Below are 15,749 nucleotides of genomic sequence, written 5' to 3'. Positions count from 1 at the left end.
TTAAATAAGAAAAAAAGCACAAAACAATGTAATTTCAACAGTTTACAAATAGCCTTTTATATTAAATAAGAAAAAATCAACTTTAATGTGATCCTTTTTTTGATTCATCTCGTAATGAATAATATGAGAGTAATAAATATGCAGGATCAAGTTTTAGCGAATTTAGGACTCAGATGTGATAGACTAATTCCTATTATTAGGAGACATCACAAAGTGCAATTGGGCCTAACTGAATTAGAAAACTTGATTCGAGAAATCGCTCAGGAAAAATCAAGACATGCTTTTAAGAAGCTATTTGATTTCTATTACCCAAAGGCGATGAACTACCTCCTTAAAGCTGGATTATCAAAGGAAGTTTGCGCAGAGCTTTCTCAAGAGGCCATGCTAAAGGTTTGGAAGAAGTCTTCCTCATACTCTCCAGAATTGGCCAATGTTAATACTTGGCTATTTACAATAATAAGAAATACAAAATATGACTATTTAAGAAAACAAAGCCGTGATCCTTTAGCAATCATAAGTGCTGATGATGTTTTTGATGAAAATATTCACACACTTGATTCTACGCATGAAATTGAAGAGATTTATCAAAGAGCGCAAACTCAAGAAATGATAACTAAACTCTCTCAAGATCAGCAGGATGTTCTCTACGGTATATACCGAGAAGGACTAACTCAGTCGGAATTTGCTCACATGCGTGACATTCCCCTGGGGACAGTGAAATCACGGGTAAGACTAGCTATTAAAAACTTAAGATTACTAATGGAGGAAAAGTGAATAAGCTTTATCATCCTGACACAAATTTAATAAGAGACTATGTTAACGCTAAATTACCAGCGGGAGCTTCTCTTCTAATATCAACTCACTTAAGTGAATGTGAGGACTGCCAACAACATATGGCCACACTTACAAACGAGGAAGCTCAAGTCTTTTTTGGTGATGATAGTGAGATCAAAAAAGATGAAGTGGACGATGCGTTTGAAAGCCTCTTTAATCGAATAGAAGATGAAGAAAGTGAAACAATTGTAAATATTAAAGCCAAGCAAAATACTGCAACGATTAACTTCGGGGATAAGGTATTTGAATTACCTGAAAAATTGGCCTTTGCGGCAGAGAAAAACCTTAATTGGAAAGAGTTCGGTAATGATTGCGGTGTGGCACAAATTACAGAAGGTGCCGGTGGTGGTCTTTTCTTTATCTACATGGGACCAGGAGAAACTGTTCCAGAGCACGGCCACAGTGGACGTGAATATAGCTATGTTGTTGATGGTTATTATTACAGTGAAGGAACTCGTTTAAGTAATGGTGACTTTTCTGTATTTGATGAAAAAGATACTCATGCACCAGCAACTGCAAGTGATGAAGGATGCTTAGTGGTTTCATTTGTTGAAAACCGCCTTAACTTCTTTCAAGGATTATTGGCACCATTAAATCGCCTACTCTGGTGGTACCTTAAGAGGTCTTAGAAAGTTATTATTCGCAGCAATCAGTTGAAGATTCAAACTCTATTGTGGAATAGACTACATGATGACTAGATAAAACCTCTTTAATACTTTGCTTTAAAATGTCTAAGTCCCTTGCCTTTGTTTCCGGCGCAACAAGAATATGAAATCTTAAATAGAATGATTCATTATCTAATGACCAACCTTTTATAGCATGCATATCTTTTACAAGCTCTAAGGCCTCAACCTCTTCTTTTATTGTATTCATCTCAATTTCATCAGGAAAATGCTGAAGGAATATTAGTCCAACTTTTTTAAGATTATGATAAACACCTCTTAGAATAATAAATGAGATCAAGATCGAAAGAATCGAGTCTAAAATATACCAAGGCTTAAAATGAAGTATTACACTGACAATAAGAACGGCCACCCACCCCATTAAATCTTCCAATAGATGGTACATAACCATTTTTTGATTTAGACCACTCGTCTTAGACATGCGATAAGCAGCAACCCCATTCACCACAATTCCCAATAAGGCCAACCATAGCATTCCCATTGCCTGAACAGGCTCAGGTGCCATTATTCTTTGAACTGCTTCGTAAATGACAAAAATACTACCAGAAAAAAGAATTAGGCCATTTATAAGTGCCGATAGAATCGAAAAACGACGATAACCGAAAGTAAATTGATTATCCGCTTCTTTCTTACTTAATTTTTCTGCAAAATACGAAAATAAGAGAGCAAGGCTATCTCCGATATCATGGAGAGCATCTGAATAGATGGCCACACTATTTGTTAAGTAGCCGCCTATTAATTCAATCACAGCAAAACTAGCATTGAGGAAAAATGCGATTAAGATATTCTTGCCATTCATATCACCATGGTGATGGTGGTGGTGATGATGGTGATGTCCTCCAGACATAAGGGCTCCTCAGATTCTGTGTAATTATTGATATTATTAATGATTAAACCGTAGAATTCAAGAGGGATACGATGTTATAATCTCTGGTATGAAGTTGATTAATACACTTACTCTTTTATTTCTAATTTTATCTTGTTCATCAAAGTCGTGGAAAGAGACATCACGTGAAAGTGCAGGAATTGCGCCTAAGGCCCATGAGCTAAAGGAAGATATTGTACAAGTCTACTATGCACGAGCTTTTTCCTGGCGAGGCAACTTTGCCGTCCATCCATGGATTGCTTGGAAGAAAGTTGATGAAGAACAATACACTGTAGCGCAAGTTACTTCATGGAATATCAGAAGAGAAGGTAGCGCCATTAGAATTGAAAAGGACCTTCCTGATCGTTTATGGTTTGATAATATACCAACCCTAGCCTTTGAGGCACGAGGTAAAAAAGCCTCTACCATCATTGAAAAACTAAAGCCTTTAATTGAAAATTATCCGTATAAAGATCTTTATCGTATTTGGCCTGGACCAAACTCAAATACATTTGTTTCCTATCTAAATCGCAATATAGAAGAATTGGATATTGAACTTCCACCTCATGCCATTGGTAAGGATTACCTAGGCACTAATAAATTTATTGCTCCAACAGCATCAAACACTGGCTACACCCTATCGGCCTTTGGGCTCTTAGGTGTAACATTTGCTAGAGCAGAGGGAATTGAATTCAATCTCCTTGGGTTAAACTTTGGTGTCGACTTTGCTGATCCAGCACTTAAGCTGCCTTTTGCTGGACGTGTTGGCTATCCAGACCGCTCACTATGATATTTATTATATTTACAAGCGATGGCGTTAGGATTAATCTAATTTCATGACTGAAGAAAATCAAAAATGCCCAAAATGTGAGTCTCCATATGCTTACTCAGATGGACAATTATGGAATTGCCCTGAATGTTTTCATGAATGGAGTCTAGATGCTAACAATGAAGAAACTGAACAAGAACATCAATTCCTTGATGTTAATGGGGCCCCGCTACAAAATGGCGACTCTGTTACAGTGATTAGAGACCTAAAGGCCGGCAAGTCCACAATCAAGTCAGGAACAAAAGTAAAAAATATTCGCTTACTTGATGATCCTGTTAACGGACACGATATCTCATGTAAAGTTGATGGCCACGGATCAATGTACTTAAAGTGCTCGGTAGTTAAAAAAGCTTAGGCTTTTACAACTCTCCATAATGAGTCAATAAAGTATTCATTCTTATCAGTAAAATGTTTTGCGACTTGAAAACCACTATCAAAGCACATTGTTTCAATGTCACCTTTTGTATATTTGAAAGAATATTCTAGGTGTAGTGGTTCGAAAGCTTCAAAGTGAAATGCTTTCTTCAATGACTTTATATAAACTGATTGATCCTTCTTTGGAAGCAAGTAGCTTTCCATTGCTCCTATTTTTGGATTGAAGATTCCTACATGCTGGAAGTTCTCTGGTTCAAAATTACCACCTAGCTCTTTATTTATACGCTCTAATAGATTTAGATTAAATTCTTTTGTGTACCCACTAGAATCATTATAAGCGGCCGTGAGTTTCTCAACATCTTTTTTAAGGTCAAAACCAATAAGGGCCATATCATTTGCCTCTAGTCCATTCCACATATGCTGTAAGAAGTAGTGACTTTGATGACGATTAAAGTTTCCAATATTTGATCCCAAAAATAAAACAAGCTTACGGTTTCTAGACTTTTCATTAATATAGCGAAGTCCTTCAAAATATTCTGCGACAACACCATGTACTTGAAGATTTTCATTAGGAGTAATGACTTCTTCAAGTTGTTTCATTGCCTCTGTTGATATATCGATAGGATAATAATTTACTATTTTCCCGCTTTCTAGTAATCCTTCAATAATTAGTTTACTTTTATGGCCATCTCCAGCACCAAGTTCAACAATATCCACTTCATCTTCTGAAATGATATTAGCAATTTCTTTATTTGCTTGCTTTAAAATTTCGTACTCAGTACGAGTTAGGTAATAGTCTTCATGTTTAGTTATTTTTTGAAATAACTCACTCCCCTTATCATCATAGAAGTATTTAGTTGATAGCATTTTTTCGTCACGACTTAGCCCATTAAGCACATCGAGAGCAAATTGTTCTTTGTCGTTAATATGATTTTCATAATTTACTAAATTAGATATTTCCATTACTTATCCTTGGCAATTCTTATTCCTGAAAACATCCAACGTTGATGTGGACGATAAAAGTTACGATATGTTTTTCGATAATGATTACTTGGAGTACCAAAGCAGCCGCCTCTTAATACAAATTGATTACACATAAATTTCTCATTGTACTCTTCGAGGCTTCCTAGAAATGATTCATAACCTGGGTATGGAGAATAATGAGAAGATGTCCAATTCCACAATTCATGAGGTCCTTCATCAAGGCCTAATTCGCATTCAAATTCACTAGGTAAACGATAGCCGGCCCATTTTGAAAAGGCATAAGCCTCATAGTAACTAACATGGCAAACACTTGCATTTGGATCAACTAAGCCTAATCCTCCAAGAGTATACTCAAACCACTCTCCATCATTTAAAGACCAATACAGTGGTGCTTTTATTTTGTTTTCTTTAACCCAGTCGTGTCCATCACTTGGCCACAGTCGAAAATCTTCATAACCACCATCATTAATGAACTCTAAATATTCACTATTAGTAATTAATTGTTGCCTGACAGAGTACGAAAGAATCACTCTTTCATGATTTGGTTTTTCATTATCATATGAAAAATCCTGACCATTAAAGCCTACTTGATAAATCCCACCTTCAACATTTTTCCACTGATTCCTTGAGCGAAAAACTTTTAATGGCCAATACTGGTAATAAGCAGGATTACAAGGATTCATGGCAAATATATATTTGATATCCATTAGTAATAATTCTTGGTGCTGTTGCTCGTGATTTAAGCCGACCTCAAGTAAGAATTCAATTTCTGAAACAGGATCCATATTAGTTAAAACTTCACACATATAGAAATCGACATACTTACGATATTCATAAATCTCATTTACTGTAGGACGAGATAGATGTCCCCTCTGCCCTTGCAACCAGTGATTCCCAACGGATTTATAATATGAGTTAAATAAATAAGAATAGCCCTTATTGTATCGCTCATAATTATCGAGATACTTAGCTAAGATAAACTCTTCAAAAAACCATGTGGTATGAGCAAGGTGCCACTTAGGTGGACTTACTTCTGCACAAGGCTGAACAACATAATCCTCAATCTCTAAAGGCTTACATATATCTTCCGTTTCCTTTCTTATATTAAGATAGATAGAAGTTATATCATTTTGGATTACGTGAAAGCCAATCTCTCCCTTGGCCTTATTTATTTTGAATAGATTTTCTGAATTAAAGTTTATAGCTCCCCCCACATTAATTCTCGATGCAATAAAACGCTACCGTGGGAGGGTGATGATAGAAAGTTAAGAATATTAAAATTTCTTAAAGAATTAATAAAGTTTGAATCAAGCTTCACCCTACTTATAATTTCAAAAAGATCAAAATGGAGACTTTTAATATGAAAATTCAAGATAAGTATTCAATTACATTACTATTCCTTTTCTCCTCTCTCATCTTTGCACAAGATAAAAATGAAGTTCAAGATATGTCTGACCCATTAGCGGTCTATACGCAGGCCGGTATAGGTGCGACTAATAAAGGTTTAAATTTAAAGATAGGTATTTCATACGATACTGGAATTAAAAACCTTATGGGGATGAATGTAATAGAATTTAAAGGCTCACTTGGAGAAGAACTTGGCTGGGACAAGTCTTCAAAAAGAAGCAATAAGTTAGACAGCTTCCGATTTAGAAATTTCAAGGCCGACTTAACAACAGGTCGTGGTGCTCAAATTGATATCAATTATAACTTTAAACAATCTTATCTAGCGCAAAGAACAGGAAGTGCATCATATGCGCTTCTTCAAGCGCTACCAAAGTATTATTTTATCAATCTCTATCCTTTGGCAGGTCTAGGAGTAGACTTTGGAAAAAATGTTGTTGAAGATGATTCAAGTATTGATAGTGGGTACTCTATCTATGGAGTTAATGCACTTATTGGAATGTATGGAAAGTTTACGTTAACAGAGAAAATATGGCTAAATTATAATCCCTTTTGGCTAACTGCTGTGAGTGGCTCTAACCTCTATGAAGATAGTGCATATGCTCCAGGAAAAGATAATATTCTCTTACATGAATTTGCAGCAAGCTATCAATTCACACCACGCTTCAACTTACGTTACTTTGCAAATTGGAGTAATTTAGTAGACATAACAGATGGAGATCACCGCATTGAAGCAAATTATCAATTTTAGTGATCTCCAAATTTATATTTTAATATTCTAACTTAATTTTTTCAAAATCAGCTGAGCTGTGACGTTCATGAAGTTGCTGATCTTCATCTCCCCACGCTCGATTAACGACACGGCCTCGCAGTACAGCAGGTCTTTTAATTAATTCATCTGCCCAGCGGATGACATTCTTATACTCATGTACAGAAAGAAACTCCGCTGCATCATATAGTTTCCCCTTAACAAGTGCCCCGTACCAAGGGAAGATGGCCATATCAGCGATAGTATATTCATCTCCTGCAATATACTTATTATTCGCTAATTGTTTGTCTAATACATCTAATTGTCTCTTTGTTTCCATAGCAAAACGATCAATAGGATATTCAAATTTTTCAGGGGCATATGCATAGAAATGCCCAAAGCCTCCACCTAAGTAAGGCGCACTTCCCATTTGCCAAAATAACCAATTAAAAGTTTGCGCTCTTTTTATTGGATCTTTAGGAAGGAACTTGCCAAATTTCTCAGCTAAGTAGACAAGGATTGATCCTGATTCAAATACTCTAATTTCTTCACCATGATTCTTGTCTAAAAGTGCAGGTATTTTAGAGTTTGGATTAATATCGACAAATCCCGAACCAAATTGATCACCTTCTCCAATATTTATTAGATATGCATCGTATTCGGCTTCTTTAATGCCAAGTTCAAGTAACTCCTCAAACATAATTGTTACTTTAACTCCATTAGGAGTCCCTAGTGAATATAATTGAAATTGATGCTCACCTTGTGGGAGCTTCTTTTCTTCTCTCGAACCAGCTGTAGGTCGATTAATATTTGCAAACTCACCTCCGTTACCTTCTGAAAAAGTCCAAACCTTAGGTGGTGTATATTTATCACTCATATATTCTCCTTTAGATAAATGAAATTTTAATCATTATAACATCAATCAATGAGATTGAATGTGAAGCCTTTGTAAAAAACCATACCTAAGAATGTTAAAAATATGATTAAAAGAAGACAAATATTGATACGCATCAAATTATAAATATATTTTTATGCTATTCTAGATTTATGAAAAAAATAATCTTTCTAGTACTACTTTCGTTTTCAACTCTAGCTGGGCAAAAAGAGGCCCTTGAAGCAATTCAAAAAACAGCTATGGCACTAAAAAAAGAGCTTCAATCAGCAATGAAGGTCTCTCCAGTTAATGCCATAGAGGTTTGTAACACAAAGGCCATGCCCATCACTAAAAAATACCATTCAAAAGGTATTGAGGTCGGACGTGTTAGTCTAAAAAATAGAAATCCAAATAATACAGTAAAAGATTGGATGAAAGAAACAATTGATGCTTACGAATCAGGATCTAACAAGAAAGGCTATAGCGTTGTTCGAATTAGTAATAATCAATCCGGAATTATAAAACCAATAAAGACAATGCCACTTTGTTTAAACTGCCACGGTTCAAATATAAAACCTGAAGTGTCAGCTAGAATTAATAAGCTATATCCTGCAGATAAGGCCACTGGCTATAAAACAGGTGATACACGAGGATATTTTTGGGCAACTTTTAAAACAAAATAATAGGGATAAAAAATGAATATAGTTATCGTTGGCGGAGGTACAGCTGGTATTACAACAGCTGCTAGGTTGAGAAACTCTCTTGATAAATCTTTTGAAATTTCCGTTATCGAGCCTTCTAAGTATCATTACTACCAACCTTACTGGACCCTAAACGGTGCTGGAATTGGAACAAAAGAAGAAACTAGAAAGTTAACCAAAGAGGTTATGCCCCACCAAGTTAGCTGGATTCAAGATCGTTGTATTAAAATAAATCCTGATAAAAATGAAGTTGAGTGTGAAAAAGAAGGCATTATAAAATACGATATTCTTGTTGTTGCTCCAGGAATTCAAATAAACTGGGATCAAATAGAAGGACTGAAAGAGGCAATGGGTAAAGACGGCGTTTGCTCTAACTACAGCTATGAATATGTTGATTATACTTGGAAATTCCTACAAGAGCTTGATCATGGTAGTGCATTATTTACTTTTCCTAACTCTCCTTTAAAGTGTGGTGGTGCCCCACAAAAAATTATGTATCTAGTTGAAGACTATTTAAGAAAGCATGGAAAGCGAAATAATGTAGAGATAGAATTTACAAGCCCTGGCCAAGCTATCTTTGGGGTTGAGAAATATAAAAAGTCACTTGAGAAGATTATAAAAGAAAGAGATATTAAAACTCATTTCCAAATAAACCTAGAGCGAATTGACGGAATTAATAAAAAAGCCTTCTTTAGAGATCTTCAAACAAATCAACTCATTGAAAAAGAATATTCGTTTATTCATGTTGTTCCACCAATGTCAGCACCAGATTTTTTGATAAATAGTAAGCTCTTAGACGAGACTGGTTGGATTGATGTAGACAAGCATACTTTCCAACATCAAAAATATGAGAATGTATTCTCTTTGGGTGATGTTTCTAATGCACCAACAGCGAAAACTGGTGCAGCAATTAGAAAACAAGCACCTGTGGTAGCAGAGAATATAGTCAAATTTATTAATAAGAGATCTGACTTTAATAGAGAATATAATGGCTACACGTCATGTCCAATAGTTACAGGATATGGGCAGTTGATTCTTGCAGAGTTTGATTACGATGGAAAGCCTTGCGAAACTTTTCCTTTTGATCAGTCTAAGCCTCGCTGGAGTATGTACTTTCTAAAGGCCCATATTCTTCCACTTGTGTATTGGCATGGAATGTTGAAAGGCAGAATGTAGTTTATTTCTTTGCTGTATTCTTAATCTTTGGGTGTAGGCTAAATTCACAATTCATAGATTTAGTAACCAGACAATTATCTTTGGCCTTATAGAGTAGCTCTAAATATGGATCGACATTTCCTTCGCAACAAATTTCAAGGTTTACATAGATATCCACTTTTGTGAAAGCAAAACCTTTTTCAACTTTTTCAAGATGTGCATCGGCCTTAACTTCAATATTGGTCCACGCAAGCTTTTGAAATTGTGCAAATGACTTGAAAGTAAGTATATAGCAACTTGAAATACTCGCACTAAAAAGATCTTCAGGACTCCACTTATCTTCAACGCCTTGAAACTGAGGAGGAGGAGTAACTGTGAGAGATTCTTTCTTTTCGGCCGTAAGATTTAATTCAATATTATCGGCTCTACCTGTAGTAACTGTCGTGTAAGTTGCCAATATTAACTCCTATTCAACAACAAAATTATATTGATCATGATATATTTCAACTACTGTGAGAAATAAAATTCCTATAATTGGACCATAGAAGATTCCTCCCATACCAAATACTCCCATACCGCCTATAATCGTTAGAAGAACAAAGGTAGAATTGATCTTAATTCGGTCGCCAATAAACTTGGGTTTAAACCAATTTTCAACAATAAGTCCAACCAGAGAAGTAAAGATAAAGAGCCCTACTCCTGCCCCTGTATCACCCGTTAGTACAAGATATAAACTGGCAGGAATCGTTACGATTGATATTCCCACTAATGGAACAAAGGCCAAAAACACCATGACAACTGTCCATAAGACGATGGATTCAAACCCCGTAAACCAAAGAGCAATACCCGCAAGTACACCTTGAATAACTCCTCCAACACCATTACATACCAAAGTTACATAATTCATTTGATTAAATTTTTCTAAAATCTTCTGTTCTTGGTCTGAAGGAAGTGGTGATAGGTCAAATATATAGTTTTTTAAATGCTTTCCTTCAATGAATATACCAAAGACGACAATCATCATAATGGCCAAATCAAATATAAAAGTAATGATATTACCCATGATCGAATTGATACTTGAAATCACTGTTCCTGAAGCTCCTTTAAGGGCGTTTAAAACAGCTGTCTTAACTTGATCCATATCGATATCCATACCAGACATTTGAGAAAAGCTTCTTATTAAGTCTGCAATTGCACCTTCACCAAATAAAAAGTTATCAACTTCATGATGAGCTAAAGCGCTGACAATTCTTTGATATAAAGAGACGGCTTCTTTACTGATTGCGAGTGCTAAAAAAATAAGGGGAATAAGAACTAGCAATGTAATAATAAGAGTAGTAAGGATGGAGCTAGTGTAGTTTGTAACTTTCCACTTACTAATAATTTTATTTTTAAGTGGATTGAAGACTCCAGCTAAAACAAGACCAAAAATAATTGGTCCAATCATCTGCCTGGCCATCATCCAAACCAAATATCCAATTAATAGAAAAAGAAAACCAAAGAATACATACGTTATATTATATTTATTTTGCATATAAATATTGTATGTTTGAATCCCTTAGTGTGCAAATAAAGAATAAAAAAAGCCTCCTAAAAAGGAGGCTCTCTTTTTAACATAATTTTACGGTTTGATTCTAGTAGCAGTAGTAATAACCCCATCTATCATAGTAACAATCATAGTATGTGTAGCTATAAGCATACCAGTAGTAATAAAATACTACTCCACCAAAGAATAGGTAGTAGAATCCATAGTCATAACCATAACGACCGTGGTAATTTGCTCCAGTATTTTTCATACCATCTACATAATCTTGAATTAGTGATTTTGATTCTTCAAGAGTCATTGTTTCAAGATCAATTGAAGCGACAAGACTAGAAAGTTCATTGGCAACTTTTTGATCTTTGATATTAGACTTTAGGTAGTTTAAAACGTCAGCAGGTTTTACACCTTCTGCTCTTAACTCACCTAATTGAGTCTCAAAGTTTCTAACAGTTTCATTGTAGAACTCTTGATCTTTTTGATCCCACTCTACAGATAATTTAAACTCAACCTCTTCAAAGATTGGAGCAATTTTCGCATCAACATTAGCTAGTGTTGAAAACGAGAAGCATACAAGTGCTACAGCAGCTAATTTCTTAAACATGAACATCTCCCTAAATAATTAGTTAAAATATATGGGTTAATACCCAACAAAATATATTACGTCAATTCTTTATCAAATCTATGTATTTATAAACCCATCTCATGATAGGCGTTTAGAAGCTTTATTCTGCCACTAAGCGGAGATTTACAAGAGCGTCGACATTCCTTAAGAATGGACTTCACTAAATCACCTCTAATATTTGAGCTACTCGTTAAATTATTTCTAATATTATATATATACGAGTGACTCTTCTGCTCATCTAGCTCCCTAACCTGCCAAAGTACTCCTAAGACAAAGTCAATATTTGCATATGCATTAGACTCAAAGCCTGATTGATAAGTCTGCTCTCTAAATGCATCTTTTTCACGTACTCTTTTTGCATAGTCCTTTACCTTATCAGCAAGTGTTGAACTATTGGCAATTGAAGCGGCAAAGAAATCGGCCATGCCTTCATTAACAGGTGAAGAATGACTTAATGTTAACTTGTCACTAAGAGCGATATGAGCGAACTCATGATAAACAATTTCAGGAATAAACGATGTATCTAATAAATAACTCTTTCCCTGAAGGAGTCCATATATATGCTTCATCGCTATAAACGAAGCTTCAATAATTGCCGTGGAACCTAAGATACTAAGTCCAGAATCCACAAGCTCATCACCGCTTAATAAAAATAGATCAGCAACAAATCGTTGAAAATTAGCAAATCGAGATTGAGTACGAAACTCACTAAATAGTGCCGCAGTTTGTTCGAAGTCGTTCTTTAATCCTTCACTAGGTAAATCAACTTCTTTTGCTGGCCTAAACCAGATCTCATGTTGCCAAGGATCAATACCAAATCTTGCTCTTCCTTCTCCAGGAGGGATTGAAAGAGCATTATTATACTCAGGAGCTAAGTTATCATGAGCAAAGTGACCAATAGAATTAAATTGATTAGTAATTCCAAGTCTAATTGTGATTTGCCCTAACTCACTTACATACTTAGACTTAACAACATCAAGAAAATACTTCTTCGCTTTTTTTAGATGAAAGTAAACACTTGCTGCTCTCATCTTTTCTAAGTCATCATTTAGTTCAGATAAAACAATCGGTTTTTCAGACTTGGCTTTAACTATTTTAAAACTCTTATCTTCTAACTTTCCAAGGTTGTCGATGTCTTTGAATACGACCTCTTTCTTTACAAGATCCATTTCTTTATTACGAGTTAAAACTGTTGTTTTAAAAGCAGCAAAGCTAAACTGTGTAATAAGAAGAAGCACCAAGAGCTTAGAACATTGAATGATCACGAGCTGGCTCCTTTTTAATATCAGTTAACATTTCGATTCCAACGAGAGCAAAAACCTTCACAAAATAAACAGAAGCAGGAATTGCAGCAACAAAAATCGTTCCATATCTTTTTATAAAACGCTTTCGCTTTTCACCTTTTGTAAGTTTAGGGTTCCAAACGTACTCAACTGTTTCAAGAGTACTTAGATCCTCCCCATTTACTAAACCTGTTTCAAAAGAAGCGGCCAAGATATCCTCAAACGATACATTCGTTGATGAGAATAAATTTGTATTTTGTAAATCCCCTAATTCCTTACGAATCATCTTTGCAGCAAAACGATACTGCTCTAATGGGTCGAGAATTATTTCTTCCACAACTTCATCGTCTAAAACAACATTAATCGATACGAAGTCTGCATTAATGCGATTTAAGAGCCTTTCCATCATGCTTCTAAGATAAATAATCTGAAATGGATTATATTTTGAAAGTAGAACTTCACGACGAGATGCTTTTCGCTTTTCACTTCTTTTTGAAATATAGTCTACGCCCTCAATCTCAAGACGTTCAGGAAATTGATTTGTTAAAAAGTTTTGATTTTTACGATATTCAGATAATGTATTTGCTTCTTTATGATAATCTTCTTGTACCAGTCTTTTAAGCTGCCAATACATTCTCTTTGAAATTAGACCTTTGTGGTAAGCAACCTTAAAACTCTTTATTGGTTTTTCAACTTTTAATGCACCTATTAGGTTCTTAAAAGCGATATTCAAACAAAGGCCACCTTCGATCTGCTTTGAAAAATCATGAAATGCATTTTTATTAAAATCTTCTACCTTAGATTTAAATGGTGAAAGGTATTTATCTTTCTTTGATTTTAAAAATGATTTGATTGTTCGATTTAAAAGACGGTATTCAGTATCATCAATAGTCTTATTAGACCTTAAATAAATGAGTGAGTCTTTTAGGCTTAAATCCTTATCTAGTTGATAAACATCTTCTAAGATCTCGTACTCACATTGAGAGTCGCTTAATGACATATTATCTAATTCAAAAAGCTGCTGTGAGGTTAATCTTGAAGTTACTTCTTCAAGATCTTTTTGGTCGAAATAAGCACTTGTTCCCGCAATATTTATAGCGAAAGTATTTCCACAGATTAGCTGTGCCAATAAAATAGCGAGGAGTGTTTTATTCATTCAATCTTAGTACAATAAGACAGGACAAATAGGAATATACGCTGAAATATATACAGCAATTATTTATATTGGGCCTCACTCACCAAAAGCAAAGCATAACTCCTTGAAATAACAGAAGGATTAGTAACAGAATTAATCTTCTCTATCACTGAAAGATGAAGGAATAATATCAATACCTAAACGTTGTCCTAGTTTTACGACAAAAGGAAGAGTCAGAGGTGCAAACGGCAGAACTAAAAGAACACCTACTCCAAGCCCCTTTAAGATTTCTACAAATTGCTTATTGGCCAATACCATCTCTTCCTTAGTTGCCAAGCCTTTTGTATAGCGGCCATAGATGGAAAACATCTCTCGCGTCTCAACTCCTTCTTGCTCAAGCCCTCTTTTGAGTCTCAATAAAGACTTCTTAAGACGCGCCTTTATTCCTCTTCTTTTCGAAGATAAATAAACAAGCAAATCGAGATATTTCTCCTGAAATTTATTAGTTTCCTTCATCACAACATTCTACAGTTGCCCATGACTTGAAACAAGTATTAATTATTTAGGACAATCGAGATACATATCACAAATCTCTTGCATGGCCTTGTGAGAGTTATTGAATGCAAGGTTAATGCTTCCTCCTCCACGGCCGGCAGAAAGATCTCCTAATAGAAAGATTCCTTCTTGCTTAGACTCAAAGAAGTCATTAACTTCTGGACCTTCTTTAGACATTTTTATACCGATAGTCTCTAGAAAGTTCTTTGGTGTTGAACCACCTAGTGCATAAAAAATATGATCAAACTTTTCTTGCTTTCCATCTTTAAAGTTGACTTGAATTCTTCCATCAGATTCTTCAACTGAATCAATATCAGTTCCTAGCCTAACATCACATAATCCTTCTTTTCCTAGTTCAAGAAGTGTCTTGTGATTAATGTCATTCATACGACTAATTGATTCTCTACGATAACTGAAAGTGACATCATTTTTATTTTGAACAAGATATTGGGCGTACTCACTTGCTGAGTCCCCACCACCAACAACTAAGACTTTCTCATTTTTAACGAGATTACTAGTTACATCAAAATGGATCTTACTTGTTATTTCATTTGGAATTTTATAACTAGGACGATTTGGACGTCCCATAACACCGATTGCAATTGCAACTGTTTTTGTTACAAAACATTCTTCACCAGAGCAAACAACATATTGGCCATTTGCTAATTTTTTTATTTCATCAACGCTCTTCTCATAAACGACATTGAGCTTATAATCTGCGATTGCCTTATCGAGATAACTCAATGTTTCTTTTTTTGTCGAATCCATTAAACATAAATGTCCAGTACATGAAACATCATTACCCTTATAATTGGCCGTAACCATCTTCTCTTCTGGATAGAACTTTCTAATGGCCCAAGAATGCTCCTTGGCCTTTTCAAGAACGAGAATATTACTTGGAGAGATTCCTTTTTCACATGCTTCTGTTGCTAAACTAATCCCAGCAGGGCCAGCTCCGATAATGACAACTTCATATAAACTTAATTCTTCGTACATTATTTACCTCATAAGCTATTCTAAACTGATTCAAATCATAGCAAGTTTTTTTATTTAAATTATTAATACATTGTTAACACAGCGTAAAGATTCCTTAAACCCCTCTCAAGGAAATTAATTCAGTGAGAACAATCATCTTTTTTTACCGACGTAATATCAATAA

The 15,749-nt window shown here is 35.1% G+C and carries 18 protein-coding genes; 7 read left to right on the top strand and 11 right to left on the bottom strand.

What is annotated here, in order from left to right; all coding sequences use genetic code 11:
• The first annotated feature begins 213 nt into the window (after positions 1-213).
• Both VCM44_RS13140 and VCM44_RS13135 read left to right on the top strand, forming a co-directional pair.
• Entirely contained in the window at positions 214-774 is a 561-nt protein-coding gene (locus tag VCM44_RS13140; protein ID WP_162929544.1) for a sigma-70 family RNA polymerase sigma factor, read from the top strand.
• Complete coding sequence (locus VCM44_RS13135) at positions 771-1,463, top strand: cupin domain-containing protein (RefSeq protein ID WP_115361078.1); 693 nt, start codon at positions 771-773, stop codon at positions 1,461-1,463. The genes VCM44_RS13140 and VCM44_RS13135 overlap by 4 nt, the downstream gene beginning before the upstream one ends.
• 7 nt (positions 1,464-1,470) lie before the next feature.
• Here VCM44_RS13135 and VCM44_RS13130 read toward each other — a convergent pair whose 3' ends face one another.
• Positions 1,471-2,364: a cation diffusion facilitator family transporter gene (locus VCM44_RS13130; protein ID WP_334679067.1), complete on the bottom strand. Its 894-nt coding sequence runs from the start codon at positions 2,362-2,364 to the stop codon at positions 1,471-1,473.
• Between the two features lie 88 nt (positions 2,365-2,452).
• Here VCM44_RS13130 and VCM44_RS13125 point away from each other — a divergent pair, with 88 nt between their 5' ends.
• Both VCM44_RS13125 and VCM44_RS13120 read left to right on the top strand, forming a co-directional pair.
• Positions 2,453-3,172 (top strand): DUF3750 domain-containing protein, encoded by a 720-nt coding sequence (locus tag VCM44_RS13125; protein WP_334679066.1) that lies wholly within the window; start codon positions 2,453-2,455, stop codon positions 3,170-3,172.
• A 46-nt stretch (positions 3,173-3,218) separates the two neighbouring features.
• Positions 3,219-3,566, top strand: coding sequence for a zinc ribbon domain-containing protein YjdM (locus tag VCM44_RS13120; RefSeq protein ID WP_115361084.1), 348 nt, complete (start codon positions 3,219-3,221; stop codon positions 3,564-3,566).
• Here the strand turns inward: VCM44_RS13120 and egtD are convergent.
• Together egtD and egtB are read right to left on the bottom strand one after the other, a co-directional pair.
• Positions 3,563-4,549, bottom strand: coding sequence for an L-histidine N(alpha)-methyltransferase (egtD, locus tag VCM44_RS13115; protein WP_334679065.1), 987 nt, complete (start codon positions 4,547-4,549; stop codon positions 3,563-3,565). The two genes, VCM44_RS13120 and egtD, sit on opposite strands and share 4 nt — an antisense overlap.
• Positions 4,549-5,784, bottom strand: coding sequence for an ergothioneine biosynthesis protein EgtB (egtB, locus tag VCM44_RS13110; RefSeq protein WP_199506633.1), 1,236 nt, complete (start codon positions 5,782-5,784; stop codon positions 4,549-4,551). Before egtB ends, egtD begins: the two co-directional genes overlap by 1 nt.
• Positions 5,785-5,930: 146 nt before the next feature.
• On the opposite strand from egtB, the gene VCM44_RS13105 reads away from it, so the two are divergent.
• Positions 5,931-6,725 (top strand): hypothetical protein, encoded by a 795-nt coding sequence (locus VCM44_RS13105; protein WP_334679064.1) that lies wholly within the window; start codon positions 5,931-5,933, stop codon positions 6,723-6,725.
• Positions 6,726-6,744: 19 nt separating this feature from the next.
• On the opposite strand, the gene yghU is transcribed toward VCM44_RS13105, so the two are convergent.
• Entirely contained in the window at positions 6,745-7,599 is an 855-nt protein-coding gene (gene yghU, locus VCM44_RS13100) for a glutathione-dependent disulfide-bond oxidoreductase (RefSeq protein ID WP_334679063.1), read from the bottom strand.
• Positions 7,600-7,769: 170 nt separating this feature from the next.
• On the opposite strand from yghU, the gene VCM44_RS13095 reads away from it, so the two are divergent.
• The gene (locus VCM44_RS13095; RefSeq protein WP_115361091.1) at positions 7,770-8,279 is read left to right on the top strand and encodes a Tll0287-like domain-containing protein; all 510 of its coding nucleotides are present in this window, start codon (positions 7,770-7,772) and stop codon (positions 8,277-8,279) included.
• A 12-nt stretch (positions 8,280-8,291) separates the two neighbouring features.
• Positions 8,292-9,473: an NAD(P)/FAD-dependent oxidoreductase gene (locus VCM44_RS13090; RefSeq protein ID WP_120404411.1), complete on the top strand. Its 1,182-nt coding sequence runs from the start codon at positions 8,292-8,294 to the stop codon at positions 9,471-9,473.
• 1 nt (position 9,474) lies between these two features.
• On the opposite strand, the gene VCM44_RS13085 is transcribed toward VCM44_RS13090, so the two are convergent.
• The 7 genes from VCM44_RS13085 to VCM44_RS13055 form a co-directional block, all read right to left on the bottom strand.
• Complete coding sequence (locus VCM44_RS13085) at positions 9,475-9,909, bottom strand: OsmC family protein (protein WP_158536839.1); 435 nt, start codon at positions 9,907-9,909, stop codon at positions 9,475-9,477.
• Positions 9,910-9,918: 9 nt separating this feature from the next.
• Positions 9,919-10,986 (bottom strand): AI-2E family transporter, encoded by a 1,068-nt coding sequence (locus VCM44_RS13080; protein WP_334679062.1) that lies wholly within the window; start codon positions 10,984-10,986, stop codon positions 9,919-9,921.
• Positions 10,987-11,086: 100 nt separating this feature from the next.
• Entirely contained in the window at positions 11,087-11,596 is a 510-nt protein-coding gene (locus VCM44_RS13075; RefSeq protein WP_115361099.1) for a hypothetical protein, read from the bottom strand.
• An 86-nt stretch (positions 11,597-11,682) separates the two neighbouring features.
• Complete coding sequence (locus tag VCM44_RS13070) at positions 11,683-12,882, bottom strand: hypothetical protein (protein WP_334679061.1); 1,200 nt, start codon at positions 12,880-12,882, stop codon at positions 11,683-11,685.
• Positions 12,863-14,056, bottom strand: coding sequence for a hypothetical protein (locus VCM44_RS13065; RefSeq protein WP_334679060.1), 1,194 nt, complete (start codon positions 14,054-14,056; stop codon positions 12,863-12,865). The genes VCM44_RS13070 and VCM44_RS13065 overlap by 20 nt, the downstream gene beginning before the upstream one ends.
• Before the next feature lie 132 nt (positions 14,057-14,188).
• The gene (locus VCM44_RS13060) at positions 14,189-14,551 is read right to left on the bottom strand and encodes a hypothetical protein (protein WP_334679059.1); all 363 of its coding nucleotides are present in this window, start codon (positions 14,549-14,551) and stop codon (positions 14,189-14,191) included.
• A 42-nt stretch (positions 14,552-14,593) separates the two neighbouring features.
• The gene (locus VCM44_RS13055; protein WP_334679058.1) at positions 14,594-15,586 is read right to left on the bottom strand and encodes an NAD(P)-binding domain-containing protein; all 993 of its coding nucleotides are present in this window, start codon (positions 15,584-15,586) and stop codon (positions 14,594-14,596) included.
• Positions 15,587-15,749 lie beyond the last annotated feature (163 nt).

Source organism: Halobacteriovorax sp. DPLXC-1, from assembly GCF_036903125.1.
Classification (GTDB): domain Bacteria; phylum Bdellovibrionota; class Bacteriovoracia; order Bacteriovoracales; family Bacteriovoracaceae; genus Halobacteriovorax_A; species Halobacteriovorax_A vibrionivorans.
Note: the sequence above shows the minus strand (reverse complement) of the source record. Positions and strands in the feature narration are given on the sequence as shown.

What these genes read in the sequence shown, in the direction of transcription:
- VCM44_RS13130 (WP_334679067.1), bottom strand. Translation starts at nt 2,364, where the DNA reads ATGTCTGGAGGACATCACCATCATCACCACCACCATCACCATGGTGAT.
- VCM44_RS13125 (WP_334679066.1), top strand. Translation starts at nt 2,453, where the DNA reads ATGAAGTTGATTAATACACTTACTCTTTTATTTCTAATTTTATCTTGT.
- VCM44_RS13120 (WP_115361084.1), top strand. Translation starts at nt 3,219, where the DNA reads ATGACTGAAGAAAATCAAAAATGCCCAAAATGTGAGTCTCCATATGCT.
- egtD (WP_334679065.1), bottom strand. Translation starts at nt 4,549, where the DNA reads ATGGAAATATCTAATTTAGTAAATTATGAAAATCATATTAACGACAAA.
- VCM44_RS13105 (WP_334679064.1), top strand. Translation starts at nt 5,931, where the DNA reads ATGAAAATTCAAGATAAGTATTCAATTACATTACTATTCCTTTTCTCC.
- yghU (WP_334679063.1), bottom strand. Translation starts at nt 7,599, where the DNA reads ATGAGTGATAAATATACACCACCTAAGGTTTGGACTTTTTCAGAAGGT.
- VCM44_RS13095 (WP_115361091.1), top strand. Translation starts at nt 7,770, where the DNA reads ATGAAAAAAATAATCTTTCTAGTACTACTTTCGTTTTCAACTCTAGCT.
- VCM44_RS13090 (WP_120404411.1), top strand. Translation starts at nt 8,292, where the DNA reads ATGAATATAGTTATCGTTGGCGGAGGTACAGCTGGTATTACAACAGCT.
- VCM44_RS13080 (WP_334679062.1), bottom strand. Translation starts at nt 10,986, where the DNA reads ATGCAAAATAAATATAATATAACGTATGTATTCTTTGGTTTTCTTTTT.
- VCM44_RS13075 (WP_115361099.1), bottom strand. Translation starts at nt 11,596, where the DNA reads ATGTTTAAGAAATTAGCTGCTGTAGCACTTGTATGCTTCTCGTTTTCA.
- VCM44_RS13065 (WP_334679060.1), bottom strand. Translation starts at nt 14,056, where the DNA reads ATGAATAAAACACTCCTCGCTATTTTATTGGCACAGCTAATCTGTGGA.
- VCM44_RS13060 (WP_334679059.1), bottom strand. Translation starts at nt 14,551, where the DNA reads ATGAAGGAAACTAATAAATTTCAGGAGAAATATCTCGATTTGCTTGTT.
- VCM44_RS13055 (WP_334679058.1), bottom strand. Translation starts at nt 15,586, where the DNA reads ATGTACGAAGAATTAAGTTTATATGAAGTTGTCATTATCGGAGCTGGC.